Here is a 19,091-nt window from a genome sequence, read left to right on the forward strand (position 1 = left end):
ACCGCACGACTTGCTCAGGTGCGTGTAGTACCAAGGCGCAAGAGAAGCCGAGGTGGAACCCAGATTGACCATGAAGGCCCGCCACCGCGTCTGACCGTTGACGGCAGTGAAGTTGCCGACAGCCACCAGCTTCGACTTGTCGGGCGAGATCCCGAATCGCCACACGTCAGTGGGCCCGGCCGTGCTCGAGGTGGTGCCGCTGATGGACAGGTTGATGTAGTTCAGATCTGCGCCGGTGGCGAGGTTCACCGCCGTAAGGCGCTTGGAGAACTTGCCCGCCACGATGAGTCGGCCGTTGGCGACCTCGAGGTCCTGCACTGTGCCGGTGAGCCGGGCGTTGAAGGCGGTGTCAACAGCCCCAGTGGCCGGGTTGATCTTGACCAGTCCGCGCCGGGCGACTCCATTGACCGTTGTGAACTTCCCCCCTGCGTAGAGCGACCTGCCGTCGGTCGCGAGCGCCAGGATGTCGCCGTCCACGTTGATGCTCAGCCCGGTGACAGACCCGTCGGTCATGTTGAAGCCGTACAGGTTCTTGCGTGCATAGGTCTGGGACCGGTTCGAGCTCTTCACCTCGGTGAAAGCGCCGCCCACGTACATCTGCCCACCGATGGGCACCGCAGCGAACGGAGCATTGCCAACCGTGATGCGAGGCGTGAAGTCGGCCGGATCCTCCGACACGATCCCGGCGATCGGAACCGGCGAGCCCTCCGCCGGGACAACCAGGACGCTGACGCACGCTGCGGCGACACACGCGGCCAAGATGCTTCGGATCATCGCGGATCTTCTCCTCCGTGCGGGCTTGGGCGATGCGCGCGGCCGGCACTCCGGACGGTGGCGTTTCCCGTGAGCGAGGGGGCCTGCGCCACTCGAGTCGAACACCCGTCCAGCGTGGAAGTCATCACCAGAATTCGCGAAGAGGCCCGACTTCGGCGTACGGACGATCCGAGGGTCCGATTCCCGAGATGGCTCAGGCTCGGACGAGCCGTCACAGACCCGAGGAGCAGCCCGCCACCCCGACTCAGCACCAGCCGGCGCCTACTACGCCGACGACCCAGAGGGACGCCGCCACGTGTGGAGCCTCAGACCAGACACGCGTGGTGGCCGTGCCGAGGGCGGCCTTGAAGGCGGGGTCGACGGTGGCGAGGTCCTGGCCTTGGAAAGTCATGTCCTCGTCGATGAAGCCGGCCGAGATCAGCGAGTCGAGGCCCATCGTGCCGACCCCTCTCTCCGCGATGCACGTCGCCCGGTCGGGGCCCACCAGCGCCACCTCGCGGTCCGCCCGTGCCGGGTGGCCGCGCAGACAGCGCCCATGCCGCCGCCCCCGAGCCGACGGGTGATCCGGAACGGACCGATCCCCTCGCCGGGGCGCGGGCAGACCGGGGGGACGGCGCTCACGCCGCGGCTGATACCCGCCGCCGCCCCGCGTGACACGTGGGGCGGCGACCGGGCTGAGACCGCTCCTAGAACAGCAGCGCCGTGGCGGGGTCCTCGAGGATCCCGGCCACGTCGGCGAGGAAGCGCGAGCCCTTCTCGCCGTCGATGTGGCGGTGGTCGAACGACAGCGCCAGCGTGGTGATCTGGCGGACGACGATCTCGTCGTCCACCACCCACGGCTGCTTGCGCACGGCACCGAAGCACAGGATCGCCGACTCACCGGGGTTGATGATCGGCGTGCCAGCGTCGACGCCGAAGACGCCGACGTTGGTGATCGTGAAGGTGCCCTCGCTCATCTCCGCCGGCTGCGTGCGGCCCTCGCGGGCGGTGGCGGTGAGCTGGCTGAGCGCCCCGGCCAGGCCGACGAGGTCGAGCTGGTCGGCGTCCTTGACGTTGGGCACGACCAGCCCGCGCGGGGTGGCGGCCGCGATGCCCAGGTTGACGTAGTGCTTGAGCACGACCTCCTGCGCCTGGTCGTCCCAGAAGGAGTTGATCTCGGGCGTACGGCGCATCGCGAGCAGCACGGCCCGGCTCAGCACCAGCAGCGGGCTGACCTTGACGTCGCGGAGCTCACGGCGGGCCTTGAGGCGCTCGACCAGCTCCATGGTGCGGGTGACGTCGACGGTGATCCACTCGGTGACGTGCGGGGCGGTGAAGGCGGAGCCCACCATCGCCTGCGCCATCATCTTGCGGACGCCCTTGATCGGCTCCCGCGTCTCCCGCTCCTGCGGCCCGCGCGGCCGGGCCGGCTGCTGGACGGGCTCCGGGACGGACGCCCGCGCACCGTTGGCGGCGGACTCCACGTCGGCCCGGGTGACCACCCCGCCGGCGCCCGAGCCGGTGAGCGCGGTCAGGTCGATGCCGAGGTCCTTGGCCAGCTTGCGGACGGGCGGCTTGGCCAGCGCCCGCACCGAGGAGGGCGACTGGGCCTCCGGCGGCACGAGGGCCGGTGCCGGCTCGTCGGGCACGGGACGCGCGGACGTGGCGGGCACCGCCGGCTCGTCGGTCTCCACGACCGGGTCGCTCTGGGCGCCGCCGGGCGCGAACGCGCCCTGCACCTGCATCTGGGTGGCCGCCGCGGACTCCGAGGACGGTGAGGCGGAGCCCTTGCGGGGCCGGCGCAGCGGCCCGCGGTCGGCCTTCATCCGGCCGACCAGCGACTCGCCCTCGGCGCTGCCGCTGGCGGCGGGGTTGGACAGGTCGATGACCATGTCCGGGGCCGGCGCCGCGACGGGCACCGGCGCGCCCGCCGCCGCCGGGTCGCCGATCGAGATGATCGGCGTGCCCACCGGCACGGTCTCGCCCTCGGCCACCATCAGCGACAGCACCGTGCCGGCGTACGGCGAGGGCAGCTCGACGAGGGACTTGGCGGTCTCGATCTCGACGATCACGTCGTTGATCTCGATCGTGTCGCCCTCCTTGACCTTCCAGGCGACGATCTCGGCCTCGGTGAGGCCCTCCCCGACGTCGGGGAGCTTGAACTCGGACATCAGTGCCTCCTCAGAAGTCGAGAGAACGGTCGACGGCGTCGAGCACCCGGTCGAGGTCGGGGAGGAAGTCCTCCTCGATCCGCGACGCCGGGTAGGGCGTGTCGAACCCGCCCACCCGGAGCACGGGGGCCTCGAGGGAGTAGAAGCACTCCTCGGTGATCCGGGCCGAGATCTCGGCGCCCATGCCCAGGTTGACGTGCGCCTCGTGGGTGACGACCGCGCGGCCGGTGCGGCGTACGGAGTCGTAGACCGGGCCCATGTCGAGCGGCGAGAGCGTGCGCAGGTCGATGACCTCCAGCGAGACGCCGTCGCCCGCCGCGGCCTCGGCGGCCTTGAGCGCGGTCTTCACCGTGGGGCCGTAGGCGAGCACCGTGGCGTCGGTGCCGGCACGCACGATCCGGCTGGAGAAGAGCGGGTCGGGGGTGACCGACTCGTCGAGCTCGGCCTTGTCGGCGTGGTACTGCCGCTTGGGCTCCAGGAAGATCACCGGGTCGTCGCTGGCGATCGCCTGCTGGATCATCCAGTAGCCGTCGACCGGGTTGGAGCACGCCACGACCTTGAGGCCGGGGGTGTGCGCGAACTGCGCCTCCGGCGACTCCGAGTGGTGCTCCACCGCGCCGATGCCGCCGCCGAACGGGATGCGGATGACCATCGGCATCGGGCTGCGGCCCTTGGAGCGGTAGGTCATCTTGGCGACCTGGCAGACGATCTGGTCGTAGGCCGGGTAGACGAAGCCGTCGAACTGGATCTCCACCACGGGGCGGTAGCCGCGCAGGGCCATGCCGACCGCGGTGCCGACGATGCCGGACTCCGCCAGCGGGGAGTCGATGACGCGGTCCTCGCCGAAGTCCTTCTGCAGGCCGTCGGTGATGCGGAAGACGCCGCCGAGCTTGCCGACGTCCTCGCCCATGACCAGGACCTTGGGGTCGTCCTCCATCGCCTTGCGCAGACCCATGTTGAGGCCCTTGGCGAGGGTGATCCTGGTGCTCATGAGCGGCTCCCCTCGAACGACTCGAGATACCTCGCGTAGCCCTCGCGCTGGGCCGCGATCTCCTCGGTCTCCTCGGTGTAGACGTGGTCGAACATGCTCAGCGGCTGCGGGTCGGGCAGCGCCTTGCAGCCCTCGCGCAGGTGGTGGCCCAGCTCGTCGGCCTCCACCTTGAGCTCGGCGACGAAGTCGTCGTCGACCAGGCCGTTGCGGCGCAGGTAGGCCTCCAGCCGGGCGATGGGGTCCTTGAGCTTCCAGTGCTCGAGGTCGTCGGAGAGCCGGTAGCGGGTGGGGTCGTCGGTCGTGGTGTGGGCGCCCATCCGGTAGGTGTAGGCCTCCACCAGGGTCGGGCCCTGGCCGTCGCGGGCGCGCTGCAGCGCGGCCTGCGTCACGGCGTACGTCGCGAGGACGTCGTTGCCGTCGACGCGCACGCCGGGGAAGCCGAACCCGAGCGCGCGCTGGTAGAGCGGGATGCGGCTCTGCCGCTCGATCGGCTCGGAGATCGCCCACTGGTTGTTCTGGCAGAAGAACACCACCGGCGCGTTGTACGACGCGGCGAAGATGAACGCCTCGTTGACGTCGCCCTGGCTGCTGGCACCGTCGCCGAAGTGGGCGACGACGGCCGCGTCGCGGTCGGGGTCGCCGGTGCCGACGACGCCGTCACGCTGCATGCCCATGGCGTAGCCGGTGGCGTGCAGCGCCTGCGCGCCGATGACGATGGTGTAGAGGCCGAAGTTGTTGTCCTTGGGGTTCCACGCGCCGTGGTCGACGCCGCGGAAGAGGCCGAGGAGGTTCAGCGGATCGACGCCACGGCAGTAGGCCACCCCGTGCTCGCGGTAGGTCGGGAAGACGTAGTCCTGGGGACGCAGCGCGCGGCCGGCACCGATCTGCGCGGCCTCCTGGCCGAGCAGCTGGGCCCAGATGCCGAGCTCGCCGTGGCGCTGGAGGGCGGTGGCCTCGGTGTCGATGCGGCGGGTGAGGACCATGTCGCGGTAGAAGCCGCGCAGCTCCTCGGCGCCGAAGTCGCGGTCGAACTCCGCGTGGTGGACGCGCTCCCCCTCGGGGGTCAGCAACTGAACCAGGCCCAGGGCCCCTGATGGTGAACCGGCCATCTGCGAGGGCCCGAAGACCTCCGCGAGGTCGGGGCCGAATCCGTGGTGGCTCAACGAAGGCTCCATTCATGTCATGGTGACGCCGCGGGGTCGCCGCCTGCGCCTCCTTGCACCTGCACCGGACAGGGTGCCAGTCGGGGTGTGACCGCTACCACATGTCCGTGACCAAACCTACCGGCGTCCAGCCCGGGGGCGCACATCCGGGCCCCCGGCGCCCTGCCTAGGGTGTGCGCCATGCGCGCCTGGTCCGACCTCCTCACCGTCCGGACCGGCTCGTCCCCGGTGCGGCTGCTCACCGCCACCCTCGGCCTGGTGCTGCTGACGGCGCTCGTCGTGCTGCCGGCCCCGCCGTCGGGCGCCGCACGCTGGGTCCCCAAGCCGGTCCTCGACGGCAACTTCGCCGACCCGGCGGTCGAGCGCTACCGCAACGGCTTCGTCGGCATCGCCACCGGCGAGCACGCGCCCCGCGCGCTGACCCGCTCGCCGCAGGGCGAGTGGGTCCGGGGCGGCCCGGCCCTGCGGACACTGCCCGCCTGGGCCCGCGCCGGTGACATCTGGGCCGCCGACATCCAGCGCGTCGGCGGCTGGTGGCTGCTGTACTTCGCCGCGCCGGTCGACGGCCTCGGCGAGTACGGCCGCTGCGTCGGCGTCGCGCGCTCCCGCTCGCCCCGGCGCGGGTTCGCCCCGGTGGGCGACAGGCCGCTCTCCTGCCCGACGTACGCCAAGGTGCCGCAGGCGCAGGACCCGCTGCCGCTCGACCCCACCCTGCCGCGCGCCGGCACCATCGACCCCTCGGTGTACGTCGACCCGTCCGGCACCCGCTTCCTGGTCTACAAGACCGACCGCATCCCCTCCTCGATCCGGATGGTGCAGCTCAGCGACAACGGCAGCCGGGTGGCCACCGGCGCGGTCAGCCAGGAGCTGCTGCGCTTCCCCGGGGTGGTCGAGAACCCGGTGATCGTGCACCGGCCGCAGGGCTGGGTGATGCTGCTGTCCGAGGGCGACTACACGCGGTGCAGCTACCAGACCGTGTGGCTCCGCTCGCCGTCGCTGCTCGACTGGAGCGTCGTGGAGTCCGGCACCCTGCTCAGCTCCGCCACCACGGGCCTCTGCGGTCCCGGTGGCGCCGACGTCGCGGTGGCGCCGGGTGGACAGCAGCGGCTGTTCCTGCACGGCTGGACCTGCTTCGGCAAGCCGCGCCCCTGCCGCTCCAGCCTCGACTGGTCGAAGCGGGAGAAGCGTCGCGCCGTGCGCTCGATGTACGCCGCCCGCCTGGTCTGGAACGCCGGCGTGCCGCGGGTCAAGGGCTGGCTCAAGCCGTGAGGCGCGGGGTACCGGTCGCCATGGCCGGCCCCCTGGACCCGATCGTCCGCACCGCGTTCCGCTCCCTCGCCCGGCTCCGCGGCGCCCGGGCGATGCACCCGCGCGGCCTCACCCTCGCAGCACGGCTCGACGTGGCCGGGGACGGCCCCCTGCCGACCGGCCCGGCCGCGTGCACGGTGCGGCTCTCCACGTCGCTCGGCCTGCCGGGTGCCCTGCCCGACGTGCTGGGACTCGCCCTGCGGGTCGAGGTCGACGGCTCGCCGGTCGACGTGGTGGCCGCGTCGTGCGCCGGCCCGGACCGGCTGCGCCGGTCCCTGCTCTGGCCGGCCCTGTCGTGGCGCGGCACCCGGCTGACGACCCTGCTGCCCTACGCCTCCTCCGCCGCAGACCGCGTGGTGGTGCTCCTGTCGGTGGACGAGACGGCCGCGTCGAGCGCGGACGTGGGCCGGGTGGCGGCGCGGCTGCCGATGCGGGTGAGCGTGCGGGTCGTGGGGCGTCGCGGCGACGTGCAGACCGGCGACCTCGTCGTCACCGGCCCGGCCACGGCCGACGTCTCCTTCGACCCGGTCCTCCACCCGCCTCCCGGCTGGCGGCTGGTGCCCGGCTGGCTCTCGGCGGTCCGCGCCGCGTCGTACGACGCGAGCCGGGACGGCCGGCACGCGCCGGCGGCGTCGCTGGAGGCGCTCAGCCCCGCCCGTGCGCCGTCCCCCACCCCGTGAGGTCCGGTCCGGCCGGCACGATCCCCGTCGGGTTGATGTCCTGGTGGACGACGTAGTAGTGCTTCTTGATCTGCTCGAAGTCGACGGTGTCGCCGAAGCCGGGGGTCTGGAAGAGGTCCCGGGCGTAGGCCCACAGCACCGGCATCTCGCTCAGCTTGTTGCGGTTGCACTTGAAGTGGCCGTGGTAGACGGGGTCGAACCGCACCAGGGTCGTGAACAGCCGGACGTCGGCCTCGGTGATGGCGTCCCCCATCAGGTAGCGGCGGTCGGCCAGCCGCTCCTCGAGCCAGTCGAGGGCGTCGAAGAGCCTGGCGTAGGACCGGTCGTAGGCCCGCTGGGAGCCGGCGAAGCCGCAACGGTAGACGCCGTTGTTGACCTCGTGGAAGACGCGCTCCATCACGCTCTCCATCTCCTCGCGGACGTCGTCCGGCCAGAGGTCGGGAGCGCCGTCGCGGTGGTGGTCGCGCCACTCGAAGAACAGGTCCTGGGTGATCTGCGGGAAGTCGTTGGTGACGACCTTGCCGGAGGGGATGTCGACGACGGCCGGGACCGTGATGCCGCGCGGGTAGTCGGGCACCCGGGCGAAGAAGGCCTCCTGCAGCCGCTCGATCCCCAGCACCGGGTCGCGGCCGCCGGGATCGAGGTCGAAGGTCCAGCTGCGGGCGTCGTGGGTGGGGCCGGGCGTGCCGAGGGAGATGACGTCCTGCAGGCCGAGGAGCTCACGCACGATGATGGCGCGGCTCGCCCACGGGCAGGCGCGAGCGGCCACCAGGTGGTAGCGCCCGGGCTCCACCGGCCACTGCTCGCCGTTCCGGGTGATCCGGTCGTCGAGGTAGTTCATGTCCCGGTCGAAGCCGTCCGCCTCGACGTACGACGTGGTGCCCTGCCCTGCGCTGTCGGCCATGCGGCCATCGTCCCAGACGGCTGGTCGCCCAGATTCGGTAGGAGGTGTCTAGCGCACCCGGACCGGACGGATCCGCGCCCACGCCAGGAAGCCGACCCCGACGACCAGCAGCGCGATCCCGGCCCACAGGTTGGCGTTCACGCCGCCGGTCTTGTCGGGCTCGGTGTCGGCGAAGAGGCCCATGACGACCAGGATCACGCCGTAGATGCCCAGCAGGCCGCCGATGATGTTGCGGATGTCGAGCGCGCCCGCGGTGCGGGTGCCGCCCTCCGGGGCCTCGCGCGGGGTGCTCGCTGCGCTGTCGTGGGTCATCAGGGCCTCCTCAGAAGGCGATGTTCAGGACGACGACCATGGCGAGCGCCAGGCCTGCGAGGGGAGCGGTGCGCCGGTACCACGGGTAGGTGTGCTCCTCGGGGTCGGTGCGCAGCTCCCTGGGCGTCTCGGAGTAGACCAGGCCGACCAGCTCGGAGGCCGGCTTGGGCCGGGTCACCAGCGAGACCACGATGCTCAGCACGACGTCGACCACGAAGGCCACCGAGGCGGCGAGGAACGCCGCACCCTGGCCGCCGATCGGGATGAGCCCCGTGCTGGCCGAGCCGAACGCGTCCTCGGAGAGGAAGGCCACCGCGATGGCGGAGGTGGTGCCGGCGACGAGGCCGACCCACCCGGCGGTCGGGGTCATCCGCTTCCAGAACATGCCCAGGATGAACGTCGCGAAGAGCGGTGCGTTGAAGAACCCGAACAGCGTCTGGAGGTAGTTCATGATGTTGGAGAAGTTCGACGCCAGCGAGGCGGTGAAGATCGCGACCACCGTGGCGCCGACCGTGGCCAGCCGGCCGATCCTGAGGTAGTAGTCGTCGGCGCGGTCCTTGACGGCGTACCGCTCCCAGAGGTCGTAGCTGAAGACGGTGTTGAACGCGGAGATGTTGGCCGCCATGCCGGCCATGAACGCCGCCATCAGGCCCGCGATGGCCAGGCCGAGCAGGCCGTTGGGCAGCAGGTCGCGCATCAGGTAGAGCAGCGAGTCGTTGTAGGCGACCCCGTCGCCGGAGGCGCCTCCCGGCACCGTCTCGCCGGCCTTCACCGCCGCGATCTCGCTGACCAGGACCGCGGCGATCATGCCGGGCACGATCGTGATGAACGGGACGAACATCTTGGGGAAGGCGCCGATGACCGGGGTCTTGCGGGCCGAGGAGATGGAGTCCGACGCCATCGCGCGCTGGACCTCGACGAAGTTGGTGGTCCAGTAGCCGAAGGAGAGCACGAAGCCGAGGCCGAAGACGATGCCCACGACCGACCAGATGTCGGACTCGAAGCCCGACAGCGCGTTGCCGGGCCAGGAGTTGAGCTGGTCGCCGGCCGAGGGTCCGTCGGGGTTGTCGCCGGCGGCGGCGGTGATCCTGGAGGTGAGGCCGTCCCAGCCGCCGACGCGGTTGAGGCCGATCAGCGTCAGCGGCGCCAGGGAGGCGACGATGACGAAGAACTGGAGCACCTCGTTGTAGATCGCCGCGGAGAGCCCGCCGAGGGTGATGTAGGAGAGCACGATGAGCGCCGCCACGATGAGGGCCACCCACAGCGACCAGCCGAGCAGCGCCCGGATGATCGAGCCGAGCAGGAACAGGTTGATGCCGGCGATGAGCAGCTGGGCGACGGCGAAGGAGATGGCGTTGACCAGGTGGGCACCGGTGCCGAACCGGCGGAACATGAACTCGGGGACCGAGCGCACCTTGGAGCCGTAGTAGAACGGCATCATCACCAGGCCGAGGAAGAGCATCGCCGGGATGGCGCCGACCCAGAAGTAGTGGACCGTGGGAAGGCCGAACTCCGCACCGCTGGCGGACATGCCCATGATCTCGACGGCGCCGAGGTTGGCCGAGATGAAGGCGAGACCGGTCACCCACGCGGGCAGCGAGCGGCCCGAGAGGAAGAAGTCGACCGAGTCGGAGACGTGGCGCCGCGCCATCAGGCCGATGCCGAGCACGGCTGCGAAGTAGATGCCGACGATCAGGTAGTCGACGAAGTCCGCGTCGATGATCGTGGCCATCACGGAGACCTGGCTGGTCACCGACGGTGTCGTCATGGTTCCTCCCCGGACAAGTGCCTCACCGTAGCGCGCTTCCCCGGTGGCGTCGCCACCCGGTCAGGCGGCGCGCCGTGGTGGTCAGGGGGCGAAGCGGCGGGCCAGGTCGACGACGCGCTCGAGGCTCTCGGGCTCTCCGACGGTGACGCGGGCTCCCTCGCCGGCGAACGGGCGGACCGTGATGCCCAGGTCCTCGGCGACGGCCGCGAACTCACCCGTGCGGTCGCCGAGGCCGAACCACACGAAGTTGCCCTGCGGGTCGGGGACCCGCCAGCCGACCCCGGCGAGCGCGCCGACCAGCCGGGAGCGGCGAGCGACCAGGTCGTCGACGCGGGCCAGCAGCTCGGGCTCCGCCGCCAGCGAGGCGATGGCCGCCGCCTGCGCGACGCCGGAGACCCCGAAGGGCAGCGAGACAGCGCGCAGGGCCGCGGCCAGCGGGGCCTGGGCGATCGCGTAGCCGACCCGGAAGCCCGCCAGCCCGTACGCCTTGGAGAAGGTGCGGGTGACGATGACGTTCGGGTGGGCGCGGTAGGTCGCGGCGCCGTCCACCGCGTCGTCCATCCGCACGAACTCCAGGTAGGCCTCGTCCACCACCACGACGACGTGCGCCGGCACGGTGGCGATGAACGCGTCGAGCTCGCCCTGGGTCACCGAGGGACCCGTGGGGTTGTTGGGGGTGCACACCATCACGACGCGGGTGCGCTCGGTGACCGCCCGCGACATCGCGGAGAGGTCGTGGTGCCCGTCCGCCCGCAGCGGCACGCGCACCGACGTCGCCGCCGCGGCCGCCACGGCGATCGGGTAGGCCTCGAAGGACCGCCACGCGTAGACGACCTCGTCGCCGGGCTCGCAGAAGGCCTGCAGCAGCTGGTAGATCAGCGCCACCGAGCCCGTCGCGGCGGCGAGGTCGGTCGTCGGCACGCCGAGCCTCGCCGCGAGCGCGTCGTACAGCGCGGCGCTGCCCATGTCGGGGTAGCGGTTCATCTGCTCGACCGCACCCATCGCCGCCTCGACCACCCCGGGCAGCGGCGGGTAGGGGTTCTCGTTCGAGGACAGCTTGTACGACGTCAGCCCGGGCCTCGGGGCGGGCGGCCGGCCCGCGACGTACGTCGGGATCTCGAGCACGGTGCGGCGCGGTGACGGCGCGGCGGGCGACTGCGACATGCGCGTCACCCTAATCGCGGGCCCGGCCGCCAGGGCCGCAGCACCAGCGCGAGCACCAGTCCGATCGCGAAGCCGACCACGGCCCCGGTGACGTTGTCGACGACGTCGGTGACGTCGCAGGCGCGGTCGATGCGGGCGAGCTCGAGCTGGGTCCGCTCGATGGTCGCGGACAGCGCGGCGAGGCCCAGCAGCCCCAGGGGTGCCAGGACGACGCCGGCCCGCCACCGCGCCACCGCCAGCACCAGGAACGCCCCGGCCGGCACGAACAGCAGCGTGTTGAGGGTGCGCTGGGTGCCCGAGAAGATCCAGAAGCCGTCGGGCGCGGGGCCGCCGTAGTCCATGGAGCACGTGGGCAGCCGGTCCTCGGCCGCCACCACCCCGACGTCGGCGCTGGTGGGCAGCAGCGTGACCAGGGCGATCACCACGAGCGACCAGAGCAGGCACGCGATCGACCAGCCGGTGACCCAGCCGAGGGACCGCCGCAGCAGCAGCCCCAGGGGGACCAGCACGACGCCCGCCGCGAGGCTGCCGAGCACCATGCTGCCCACGCCGCCCGTCACCTCCACGGCCCGAGGCTACCGATGGCCTCCGGCACGCCCGACACACCGTTGGCCGCGACTGGGAGGATGCGCCCCATGGCAGACCCGGGCGCCGCGGGGCGCATCGTCGGCATCGACGTCGCGCGGTGCCTCGCCCTGCTCGGGATGATGGCGACCCACCTCCTCGAGCCGATCACGGGGGCCGACGAGGTCGCGACGAGCCATGCGGTCGCGTCGGGACGCGCGTCGGGGCTGTTCGCCCTCCTCGCCGGGGTGTCCCTGGCGCTGGTGACCGGGGGCTCGCGGGTGCACGAGGGACGGCGGCTGGGAGCCGACCGGGCCGGCATCGCGGTGCGCGCCGCGGTCATCGCCTTCCTCGGGCTGCTGCTCGGCGGGCTGCCGACCAACATCGCGATCATCCTCGTCTACTACGCGGTGCTGTTCGTCATGGCGCTGCCCTTCCTCGGGCTCGGCTGGAGACCCCTCGCGCTGCTCGCCGCCGCCTGGGCGGTGGCCGGACCGGTGGCCGGCATGCTGCTGCGTCGCGACCTGGCGTCCCCCGCCCGGCTGGTGCCGTCCTTGGAGCACCTCGCCACGCCGCTCGAGCTGGCCCAGAGCCTGCTGCTCACCGGCTACTACCCCGCGATCGGGTGGTTCGCCTATCTGCTCGCCGGCCTGGCCGTCGGCCGCCTGGACCTGCGCCGGGCGAGCGTCGCCGCACGGGTGGCGGTCGCGGGGGCCGTCCTGGCGGTGGTGACGTGGGTGGTGTCCGTGGACGTCACCGGCGACGCCGCCGTACGGCGCGCGCTGCTGCGCAGCGACGACGGCGGGGCGACGACGTGGGAGGAGCTGCGCCGCCAGCTGGACCTGGGCTCCTACGGCACCACCCCGACGGACTCGTGGTGGTGGCTGGTGCCCATCGGGCCGCACTCCGGCACCGCCCTCACCCTCCTGCACACCATCGGCTGCTCGCTGGCCGTCGTCGGCGTCGCGGTGCTCGCCGCCCGGGTGCTGCCGCGTCTCTGGGCGGTGGTGCTCGGCGCCGGCGCCATGACGCTGACGCTCTACTCCCTGCACATCGTGATGCTCACCCCCGAGGTCCCTCCCGCCGAGGAGCCGTCGGCCTACCTGCCGCAGGTGCTCGTGGTGCTGGCCGTCGGAGCGGCGTACGCCCTGGCACGCCGCCGCGGGCCGCTGGAGTACCTGGTGGCTGAGCTGAGCCGCTCGGCGGCCCGGGCCGTCGGTCGGCGCACGCCCTAGGGTGACCCCATGCGCTTGGTGACCTGGCTGCTGTCGACGGCCGCAGCGGTGGCGGTGGCGGCGTGGCTCTTCGACGACATCTGGTTCGACGGCCCGACGGTCGGGATGGACGAGGTGCGCGACAAGCTGGTCCCGCTGCTGCTGGTCTCGCTCATCCTCGGCGTGGTCAGCGTCGTCGTCAGGCCGGTCGTCAGGTTCCTGTCGCTGCCGTTCATCGTGCTGACCGTCGGCCTGTTCCTGCTGGTCATCAATGCCGCCATGCTGCTGCTCACCGCCGCGATCGCCGGGCAGCTCGACGTCGGCTTCCACGTCGAGGGCTTCTGGACCGCGCTGCTGGGCGCGGTCGTCATCACCGTCGTCAACGGCTTCATCGACATGGCCGTCCTCCAGGACGACTGAGGACGCCGTGCCGTCCGTGCCGTCCGTGCCCGCCGTCCCGCCGCCGACCGGGTCCGGTCCCTACCGCATCGCCCTGGTCTGCCTGGGCAACATCTGCCGCTCGCCGATGGCGCACGTGGTGCTCGGGTCCGCGCTCGAGGCGGCCGGGCTCGCCGACGAGGTCGAGGTCTCCAGCTCCGGCACGGGCGGGTGGCACGTCGGGGGGCCGATGGACGAGCGCGCCGCGGCGGTCCTGCTCGGCGCCGGGTACGACGGCTCCGCGCACCGCGCCCGCCAGTTCGACGCCGGGTGGCTCGACCACGACCTGGTGCTGGTCATGGACGAGGTCAACCTGCGCGACGTACGCGCGCTGGGCGGCGAGCCCGAACGTGTCCGCCTCTTCCGCGACTTCGACCCGGTGGACCCCGGTGGGGAGGTCCCGGACCCGTACTACGGTGGGCAGGACGGCTTCGGGGAGGTGTTGGCCATGGTCGAACGCACCAGCGCAGCGCTCGTCGCCGCCCTCCGGGACGCGCTGACCGGCCGGGGCCGATGACCCGCCAGCCGCTCGTCGCCCGGCGGGTCGAGGAGCTGATCGGCGCCGCGGTGGTCAGCACCGCGCCGGTCGCCGGCGGCGACATCGCGACCGCGACCCGGCTGCGCCTCAACGACGGCACCACGGCCCTGGTCAAGACGCTCCCCCGTGCCCCCGAGGGGCTCTTCCGGGCCGAGGCGGCCGGGCTGCGGTGGCTCGGCGAGGTCAGCGACGGCGTGCCCGTGCCCGAGGTGCTCGGGGTCGACCACGAGTGCGTGGTGATGCGCTGGGTCGAGCCCGGGAGGACGACCCTCGAGGCCGCCGCCGACTTCGGCCAGCGGCTGGCCGCCACCCACCGCGCCGGCGCCGCGGCGTACGGCGCGAGCGCGGACGGCTTCATCGGCCGGCTGCCGCTGCCCAACCGCCCGGCGCCGTCGTGGCCGGAGTTCTACGCCACCCGCCGGGTGCTGCCCTACCTCAAGATCGCCCGCGACCGCGGCGCCGTCACCGACGAGGACGCCGCCGCCGTGGAGTCGGTCATCGGCAGGCTGACCGCCCTGCTGCCCGAGGAGCCGCCGGCCCGCGTGCACGGCGACCTCTGGAACGGCAACTGCCTGTGGGCCCTCGACGGGCGCGTGCACGTCGTCGACCCGGCGGCCCACGGCGGCCACCGCGAGGTCGACCTGGCCATGCTGGCGCTGTTCGGGCTGCCGCACCTGCCGCGGGTGATGGCGGCGTACGACGAGGTGAGCCCGCTGGCCGAGGGCTGGGAGGACCGGCTGGCGCTCCACCAGCTGCACCCGCTGCTGGTGCACGCGTGCCACTTCGGCGGCTCGTACGGCGCCCGGGCCGCGGAGCTGGCCCGCCGCTTCGTGTGACCGGCGGGTAGTTAGGCGCGGAATGGTCGTCCGGGGCGGTCTCCGACAACCGTTTCGCACCTAACTACCGGGCCGTCCCACCAGCTCTCAGCCCGGCTTCAGGCGCGGCTGGCACCATGTGGGCGTGCCCAGCCCCACCCAGCCCCCGACCTCCGGCTCGGCCCGCGTCCTGGTCGTCGACGACGACCGCGCCGTGCGGGAGTCGCTGCGCCGCAGCCTGGAGTTCAACGGCTACACCGTCGTGCTGGCCTCCGACGGGGCCGAGGCGCTGGCCGGCATCGCGTCCGCCGCCCCCGACGTCGTCGTGATGGACGTGATGATGCCGCGCCTCGACGGCCTCGAGGCCACCCGGGCGCTGCGCACCGCCGGCAACGACGTGCCCGTGCTGGTGCTCACCGCCCGCGACGCCGTGGGCGACCGCGTCGAGGGGCTGGACGCCGGCGCCGACGACTACCTCACCAAGCCGTTCGCCCTCGAGGAGCTCCTGGCGCGGCTGCGGGCGCTGCTGCGCAGGGTGGTGCCCCACGAGGACGACGGCGACGAGACGCTGACCTACGGCGACCTCAGCATGGACCTCGGCACCCGCGTGGTGACGCGCGGCGAGCGGTCCATCGAGCTGACGCGCACCGAGTTCACCCTGCTCGAGATGTTCCTGCGCCGTCCCCGCCGGGTGCTCGAGCGCTCCTTCATCCTGGAGGAGGTGTGGGGCTACGACTTCCCCACCACCGCCAACTCCCTCGAGGTGTACGTCGGCTACCTGCGCCGCAAGACCGAGGCCGCCGGCGAGCCGCGGCTGCTGCACACCGTGCGCGGCGTGGGCTACGTCCTCAAGGACGGCTGAGGCGTGCGCACCCTGCACGACGACGGGCGCTGGCACTACCGCCGGTCCCTCGCGAGCCGGGTCGCGCTGCTGACGACGCTCGCCGTGGGCGTCTCGGTGGCCGCGGTGGCGCTGGTCGGCTACTTCACCGTCCGCATGCAGATGCAGTCGACCCTCGACGAGTCGCTGCTGGAGCGGGCGGAGGCCGTCGCCGAGAGCGGTGCGCTCGCCGACATCACCAAGAGGGTGCCGATCCCGTCGGAGGCGCTGGGCGCCGCCGACATCCGGATCATCTTCCTCACCGACGAGCCCCGCGCCCGCTCGGCCGACGGCAACGCGCGATCCCTGGCACTCGGAAGGCCCGAGGTCGACGTCGCCGCCGGCCGCAGCCCCCACGCGATCCGCACGATCAGGGCCGACGGCGAGCGGTGGCGGATGGTCACCGTGCCGACCGGGCCCGGCGAGGCCGTGGTGGTGGCGCAGTCGCTGGAGCCGCAGGACCTCGTGCTCCGCAAGCTGGGGCTGGTGCTGACGTTCTTCGGCATCGCCGGGGTCATCGCCGCCGGGCTCGCCGGCCTCGGGGTGGCCCGGCAGGGACTGCGGCCCGTCCGTCGCCTCACCCACGCCGTCGAGGACATCGCCCGCACCGAGCGGCTCACCCCGCTCGCGGTGGAGGGCGACGACGAGATCGCCCGGCTGGCCACCGGCTTCAACCACATGCTGGTGGCGCTCTCCGCCTCCCGCGACCGGCAGCGCCAGCTGGTGGCCGACGCCGGGCACGAGCTGCGCACCCCGCTGACGAGCCTGCGCACCAACATCGACCTCCTCGCCCAGGCCGGCGACGGGCTCCCCGACTCCGCCCGGGCCGAGCTGCTCTCCGACGTCCGCGCCCAGACCGAGGAGCTCACCACCCTCGTCGGCGACCTGGTCGAGCTGGCCCGCGACGAGCCGATCGACCACGTGGTCGAGCGCATCGACCTCGCCGAGGTCGTCGATCGCGCGGTCGCCCGGGTACGCCGGCGCGCACCCGCCGCCACCTTCGACGTCGAGCTCCAGCCGTGGCCGGTGCGGGGCGAGTCGGCCGCGCTGGAGCGCGCGGTGACCAACCTGCTCGACAACGCCGCCAAGTGGGGCCCGCCCGAGGGCACGATCTCGGTCCGGCTGGCCGAGGGGGTGCTCACCGTCGACGACGAGGGCACCGGCATCTCCGCCGACGACCTGCCGCACGTCTTCGAGCGCTTCTACCGCTCGGAGGAGTCGCGGTCGATGCCCGGCTCCGGCCTCGGCCTCTCCATCGTGCGGCAGGTGGTCGAGCGCCACAGCGGCCAGGTGCGGGCCGACGCCTCGCCCACCGGTGGCGCCCGGCTGTCGATGTGGCTGCCGGGAGCTCCCGCCTGACCGGTCGTCCGCCCCACGCCGGGCCAGGGCCCAGGCTCAGGCGGACGACCCACGCAAGGCGGCCTCCAGCGCGTGCGCCTTCCACCACGCCTCCGCCCACTCCTCCCCCACGTCGGAGCGCACGGTGATGCCCCCGCCGGTGCCCAGCACCCACCGGCCGTCGCCGGCGGTCATCAGCGACCTGATCACCACGCCGAGGTCGGCGCGGCCGTCGGCGCGCAGCCATCCGAACGCGCCGGCGTACACACCGCGCGCGGTCCACTCCACGTCGCGGATGACCTCCATCGTGCGCAGCTTCGGCGCGCCGGTCATCGACCCCGCCGGGAACAGCGCACGCAGGGCGGCGACCGTGGAGACGTCGTCGCGGAGCCGGCCGCGCACCGTGGAGACGAGCTGGTGCACCGTGGCGTAGGACTCCACCTCCATCAGCACCGGCACGTCCACCGTGCCCGGCTCGCACACCATCGACAGGTCGTTGCGCAGCAGGTCGACGATCATCAGGTTCTCGGCGCGGAACTTCGGGTCCGTCGCCAGCAGCCTCCGCAGCCGCTCGTCGTCCTCCGGCGTCGCGCCGCGCGGGGTGGTGCCCTTGATCGGCTTCGTCTCGACGGTGCGGCCGGGGCCGACGAGCGCGTAGCGCTCCGGCGACGAGCTCAGCAGCCACGCCTCGTGGCCGGGCACCGCGTGTTGCAGGAACCCGGCATACGGCGCCGGGCTGGCGCGCCGCAGCCGCCGGTAGACGTCGACGGGACCGGCGCTCGACATCCGCTCCCGGCGGTGGGTCAGGTTGACCTCGTAGGAGTTGCCGGCGTGCAGCGCCTCCTGGACCGTCGCGTACGCCGCGGCGTACTCCTCGCTCACCGGCGGCTCGCCGCCCCCCGGCGACCGCCCGCCGGCCGGGGCGCCCGGCTCGTGGTCGAAGAGCCGCACGTGCCGGGCCCGCATCCACACCGCGTCGGGAAGGCCGCCGCCGGTGCGGGCGGGCAGGTCGGGCCGGGCGGCGTACCCGAGGTAGCCGAACCACTGGTCGTCCGCGCCGCCCGCCGCCAGCTCGGACTCGAGCACGGCGAAGACGTCGTCCCCGACCACCTCCGAGCGACCGCCCACGTGCCGGGTGACCCGGCGCCTGGCCGCGTCGTAGGAGAGCGATACGTCGTCGTCGTCGAGCCAGCCGACGATCGACCGCCGGCCCGACCACTCGCGGGCGCCGCCGCCGTCGAGCCAGAAGCAGCGCGGGTGGCGCGCGGCCACGTCGGCGAACAGCTCCTCGGGGTCGCTCACGAGACGCCCAGGAAGGTCGCGACCATCGCCGGCCCGTGCGTCGAGAGCACCGACTCCGGGTGGAACTGCACACCCTCCAGCGGCAGCGTGCGGTGGCGCACGCCCATCACCGTGCCGTCCTCGGCCCACGCCGTCGCGACCACCTCGTCGGGCAGCGCGACCGCCGCCAGCGAGTGGTAGCGCACCACCTCGATGTCCTGCGGCAGGCCCGCGAAGACGCCGGCCCCGTCGTGGCGCACCCGGGCCACCTCGCCGTGCGCCGGCTCGACGCGCGCGACGGTGCCGCCGTACGCCGTGACGAGGCCCTGCATGCCGAGGCAGACGCCGAGCACGGGCGTGGCGGCCGCGCGCAGCAGCGTGGTCCCGATCGCGAAGTCGGCCGGGTCGGCTGGGTGCCCCGGGCCCGGGGAGAGCACGACGTGGGTGAAGCGGGCCAGTGCCCCGGCCGTGGTCTCGTCGTGCTGCACCACCGCGGGCAGCCTGCCGGTGACGCCGGCCACGAGGTGCACGAGGTTCCAGGTGTAGGAGTCGTGGTGGTCGACGACGACCACCTCCGGGACTGCGCGCACCCGCTCAACGTAGCGCCGCCCCTCGATGGTCGAGCAGCGACTCTCGGTTGTCGAGTAGCGAGCGCCAGCGAGCGTATCGAGTCCCACCCACACCCTCGACAGTCTCGATACACCCGCTCGTCCCTCGCGGGCACTCGACCACCGCAGCGCCGCCCCCCGGTGGTCGAGTAGCGAGCGCCAGCGAGCGTATCGAGACCCACCCACACCCTCCGCGGCCTC

At 72.9% G+C, this 19,091-nt stretch carries 19 protein-coding genes and 1 pseudogene; 8 read left to right on the forward strand and 12 right to left on the reverse strand.

Features of this window, described 5'->3' with window-relative positions; translation table 11 throughout:
- The 5 genes and pseudogenes from QZX64_RS13435 to pdhA form a co-directional block, all read right to left on the reverse strand.
- Window positions 1–774 (reverse strand): annotated as a pseudogene (locus tag QZX64_RS13435) (hypothetical protein); the annotation flags it as partial.
- Between the two features lie 244 nt (window positions 775–1,018).
- Window positions 1,019–1,258 (reverse strand): hypothetical protein, encoded by a 240-nt coding sequence (locus tag QZX64_RS13440; protein ID WP_295660764.1) that lies wholly within the window; start codon window positions 1,256–1,258, stop codon window positions 1,019–1,021.
- Between the two features lie 202 nt (window positions 1,259–1,460).
- Window positions 1,461–2,924, reverse strand: a complete 1,464-nt coding sequence (locus QZX64_RS13445) for a dihydrolipoamide acetyltransferase family protein (RefSeq protein ID WP_295660767.1) — start codon at window positions 2,922–2,924, stop codon at window positions 1,461–1,463.
- 10 nt (window positions 2,925–2,934) lie between these two features.
- Window positions 2,935–3,915 (reverse strand): alpha-ketoacid dehydrogenase subunit beta, encoded by a 981-nt coding sequence (locus QZX64_RS13450; protein ID WP_295660769.1) that lies wholly within the window; start codon window positions 3,913–3,915, stop codon window positions 2,935–2,937.
- Entirely contained in the window at window positions 3,912–5,024 is a 1,113-nt protein-coding gene (gene pdhA / locus QZX64_RS13455; protein ID WP_295660800.1) for a pyruvate dehydrogenase (acetyl-transferring) E1 component subunit alpha, read from the reverse strand. Before pdhA ends, QZX64_RS13450 begins: the two co-directional genes overlap by 4 nt.
- Before the next feature lie 234 nt (window positions 5,025–5,258).
- Here pdhA and QZX64_RS13460 point away from each other — a divergent pair, with 234 nt between their 5' ends.
- Window positions 5,259–6,347 carry a family 43 glycosylhydrolase gene (locus QZX64_RS13460; protein WP_295660771.1) on the forward strand — a complete coding sequence of 363 codons (1,089 nt, stop codon included), beginning with the start codon at window positions 5,259–5,261 and terminating at the stop codon, window positions 6,345–6,347.
- A 20-nt stretch (window positions 6,348–6,367) separates the two neighbouring features.
- Entirely contained in the window at window positions 6,368–7,066 is a 699-nt protein-coding gene (locus tag QZX64_RS13465) for a hypothetical protein (RefSeq protein ID WP_295660773.1), read from the forward strand.
- Here the strand turns inward: QZX64_RS13465 and QZX64_RS13470 are convergent.
- From QZX64_RS13470 to QZX64_RS13490, 5 genes are all read right to left on the reverse strand, one after another.
- On the reverse strand, window positions 7,032–7,970 hold the full coding sequence (locus QZX64_RS13470) for a glutathione S-transferase family protein (protein WP_295660775.1): 939 nt from the start codon (window positions 7,968–7,970) through the stop codon (window positions 7,032–7,034). The two genes, QZX64_RS13465 and QZX64_RS13470, sit on opposite strands and share 35 nt — an antisense overlap.
- 48 nt (window positions 7,971–8,018) lie before the next feature.
- Window positions 8,019–8,282 carry a hypothetical protein gene (locus QZX64_RS13475; RefSeq protein WP_295660777.1) on the reverse strand — a complete coding sequence of 88 codons (264 nt, stop codon included), beginning with the start codon at window positions 8,280–8,282 and terminating at the stop codon, window positions 8,019–8,021.
- 10 nt (window positions 8,283–8,292) lie between these two features.
- Window positions 8,293–10,014 (reverse strand): sodium:solute symporter family protein, encoded by a 1,722-nt coding sequence (locus QZX64_RS13480; protein ID WP_295660802.1) that lies wholly within the window; start codon window positions 10,012–10,014, stop codon window positions 8,293–8,295.
- Window positions 10,015–10,131: 117 nt separating this feature from the next.
- On the reverse strand, window positions 10,132–11,214 hold the full coding sequence (locus QZX64_RS13485) for a histidinol-phosphate transaminase (RefSeq protein WP_295660779.1): 1,083 nt from the start codon (window positions 11,212–11,214) through the stop codon (window positions 10,132–10,134).
- A 5-nt stretch (window positions 11,215–11,219) separates the two neighbouring features.
- Complete coding sequence (locus QZX64_RS13490; protein WP_295660781.1) at window positions 11,220–11,780, reverse strand: VanZ family protein; 561 nt, start codon at window positions 11,778–11,780, stop codon at window positions 11,220–11,222.
- Between the two features lie 69 nt (window positions 11,781–11,849).
- On the opposite strand from QZX64_RS13490, the gene QZX64_RS13495 reads away from it, so the two are divergent.
- From QZX64_RS13495 to QZX64_RS13520, 6 genes are all read left to right on the forward strand, one after another.
- Window positions 11,850–13,013: a heparan-alpha-glucosaminide N-acetyltransferase domain-containing protein gene (locus tag QZX64_RS13495; RefSeq protein WP_295660783.1), complete on the forward strand. Its 1,164-nt coding sequence runs from the start codon at window positions 11,850–11,852 to the stop codon at window positions 13,011–13,013.
- A gap of 9 nt (window positions 13,014–13,022) precedes the next feature.
- Entirely contained in the window at window positions 13,023–13,412 is a 390-nt protein-coding gene (locus QZX64_RS13500; protein WP_295660785.1) for a phage holin family protein, read from the forward strand.
- A gap of 25 nt (window positions 13,413–13,437) precedes the next feature.
- On the forward strand, window positions 13,438–13,947 hold the full coding sequence (locus QZX64_RS13505; protein WP_295660787.1) for a low molecular weight protein-tyrosine-phosphatase: 510 nt from the start codon (window positions 13,438–13,440) through the stop codon (window positions 13,945–13,947).
- Entirely contained in the window at window positions 13,944–14,804 is an 861-nt protein-coding gene (locus QZX64_RS13510; RefSeq protein ID WP_295660790.1) for a fructosamine kinase family protein, read from the forward strand. Before QZX64_RS13505 ends, QZX64_RS13510 begins: the two co-directional genes overlap by 4 nt.
- A gap of 124 nt (window positions 14,805–14,928) precedes the next feature.
- Complete coding sequence (locus QZX64_RS13515) at window positions 14,929–15,645, forward strand: response regulator transcription factor (protein WP_295660792.1); 717 nt, start codon at window positions 14,929–14,931, stop codon at window positions 15,643–15,645.
- A gap of 3 nt (window positions 15,646–15,648) precedes the next feature.
- Entirely contained in the window at window positions 15,649–17,022 is a 1,374-nt protein-coding gene (locus tag QZX64_RS13520; RefSeq protein ID WP_295660794.1) for a cell wall metabolism sensor histidine kinase WalK, read from the forward strand.
- Between the two features lie 36 nt (window positions 17,023–17,058).
- On the opposite strand, the gene QZX64_RS13525 is transcribed toward QZX64_RS13520, so the two are convergent.
- Together QZX64_RS13525 and QZX64_RS13530 are read right to left on the reverse strand one after the other, a co-directional pair.
- Window positions 17,059–18,303: an anthranilate synthase component I family protein gene (locus QZX64_RS13525; protein ID WP_295660796.1), complete on the reverse strand. Its 1,245-nt coding sequence runs from the start codon at window positions 18,301–18,303 to the stop codon at window positions 17,059–17,061.
- A complete protein-coding gene (locus QZX64_RS13530) occupies window positions 18,300–18,872 on the reverse strand; it encodes an aminodeoxychorismate/anthranilate synthase component II (RefSeq protein WP_295660798.1) in 573 nt (190 codons plus the stop codon). The genes QZX64_RS13525 and QZX64_RS13530 overlap by 4 nt, the downstream gene beginning before the upstream one ends.
- Between the last annotated feature and the right edge of the window lie 219 nt (window positions 18,873–19,091).

Origin of the sequence: uncultured Nocardioides sp., from assembly GCF_902805925.1 — a bacterium.
Classification (GTDB): domain Bacteria; phylum Actinomycetota; class Actinomycetes; order Propionibacteriales; family Nocardioidaceae; genus Nocardioides.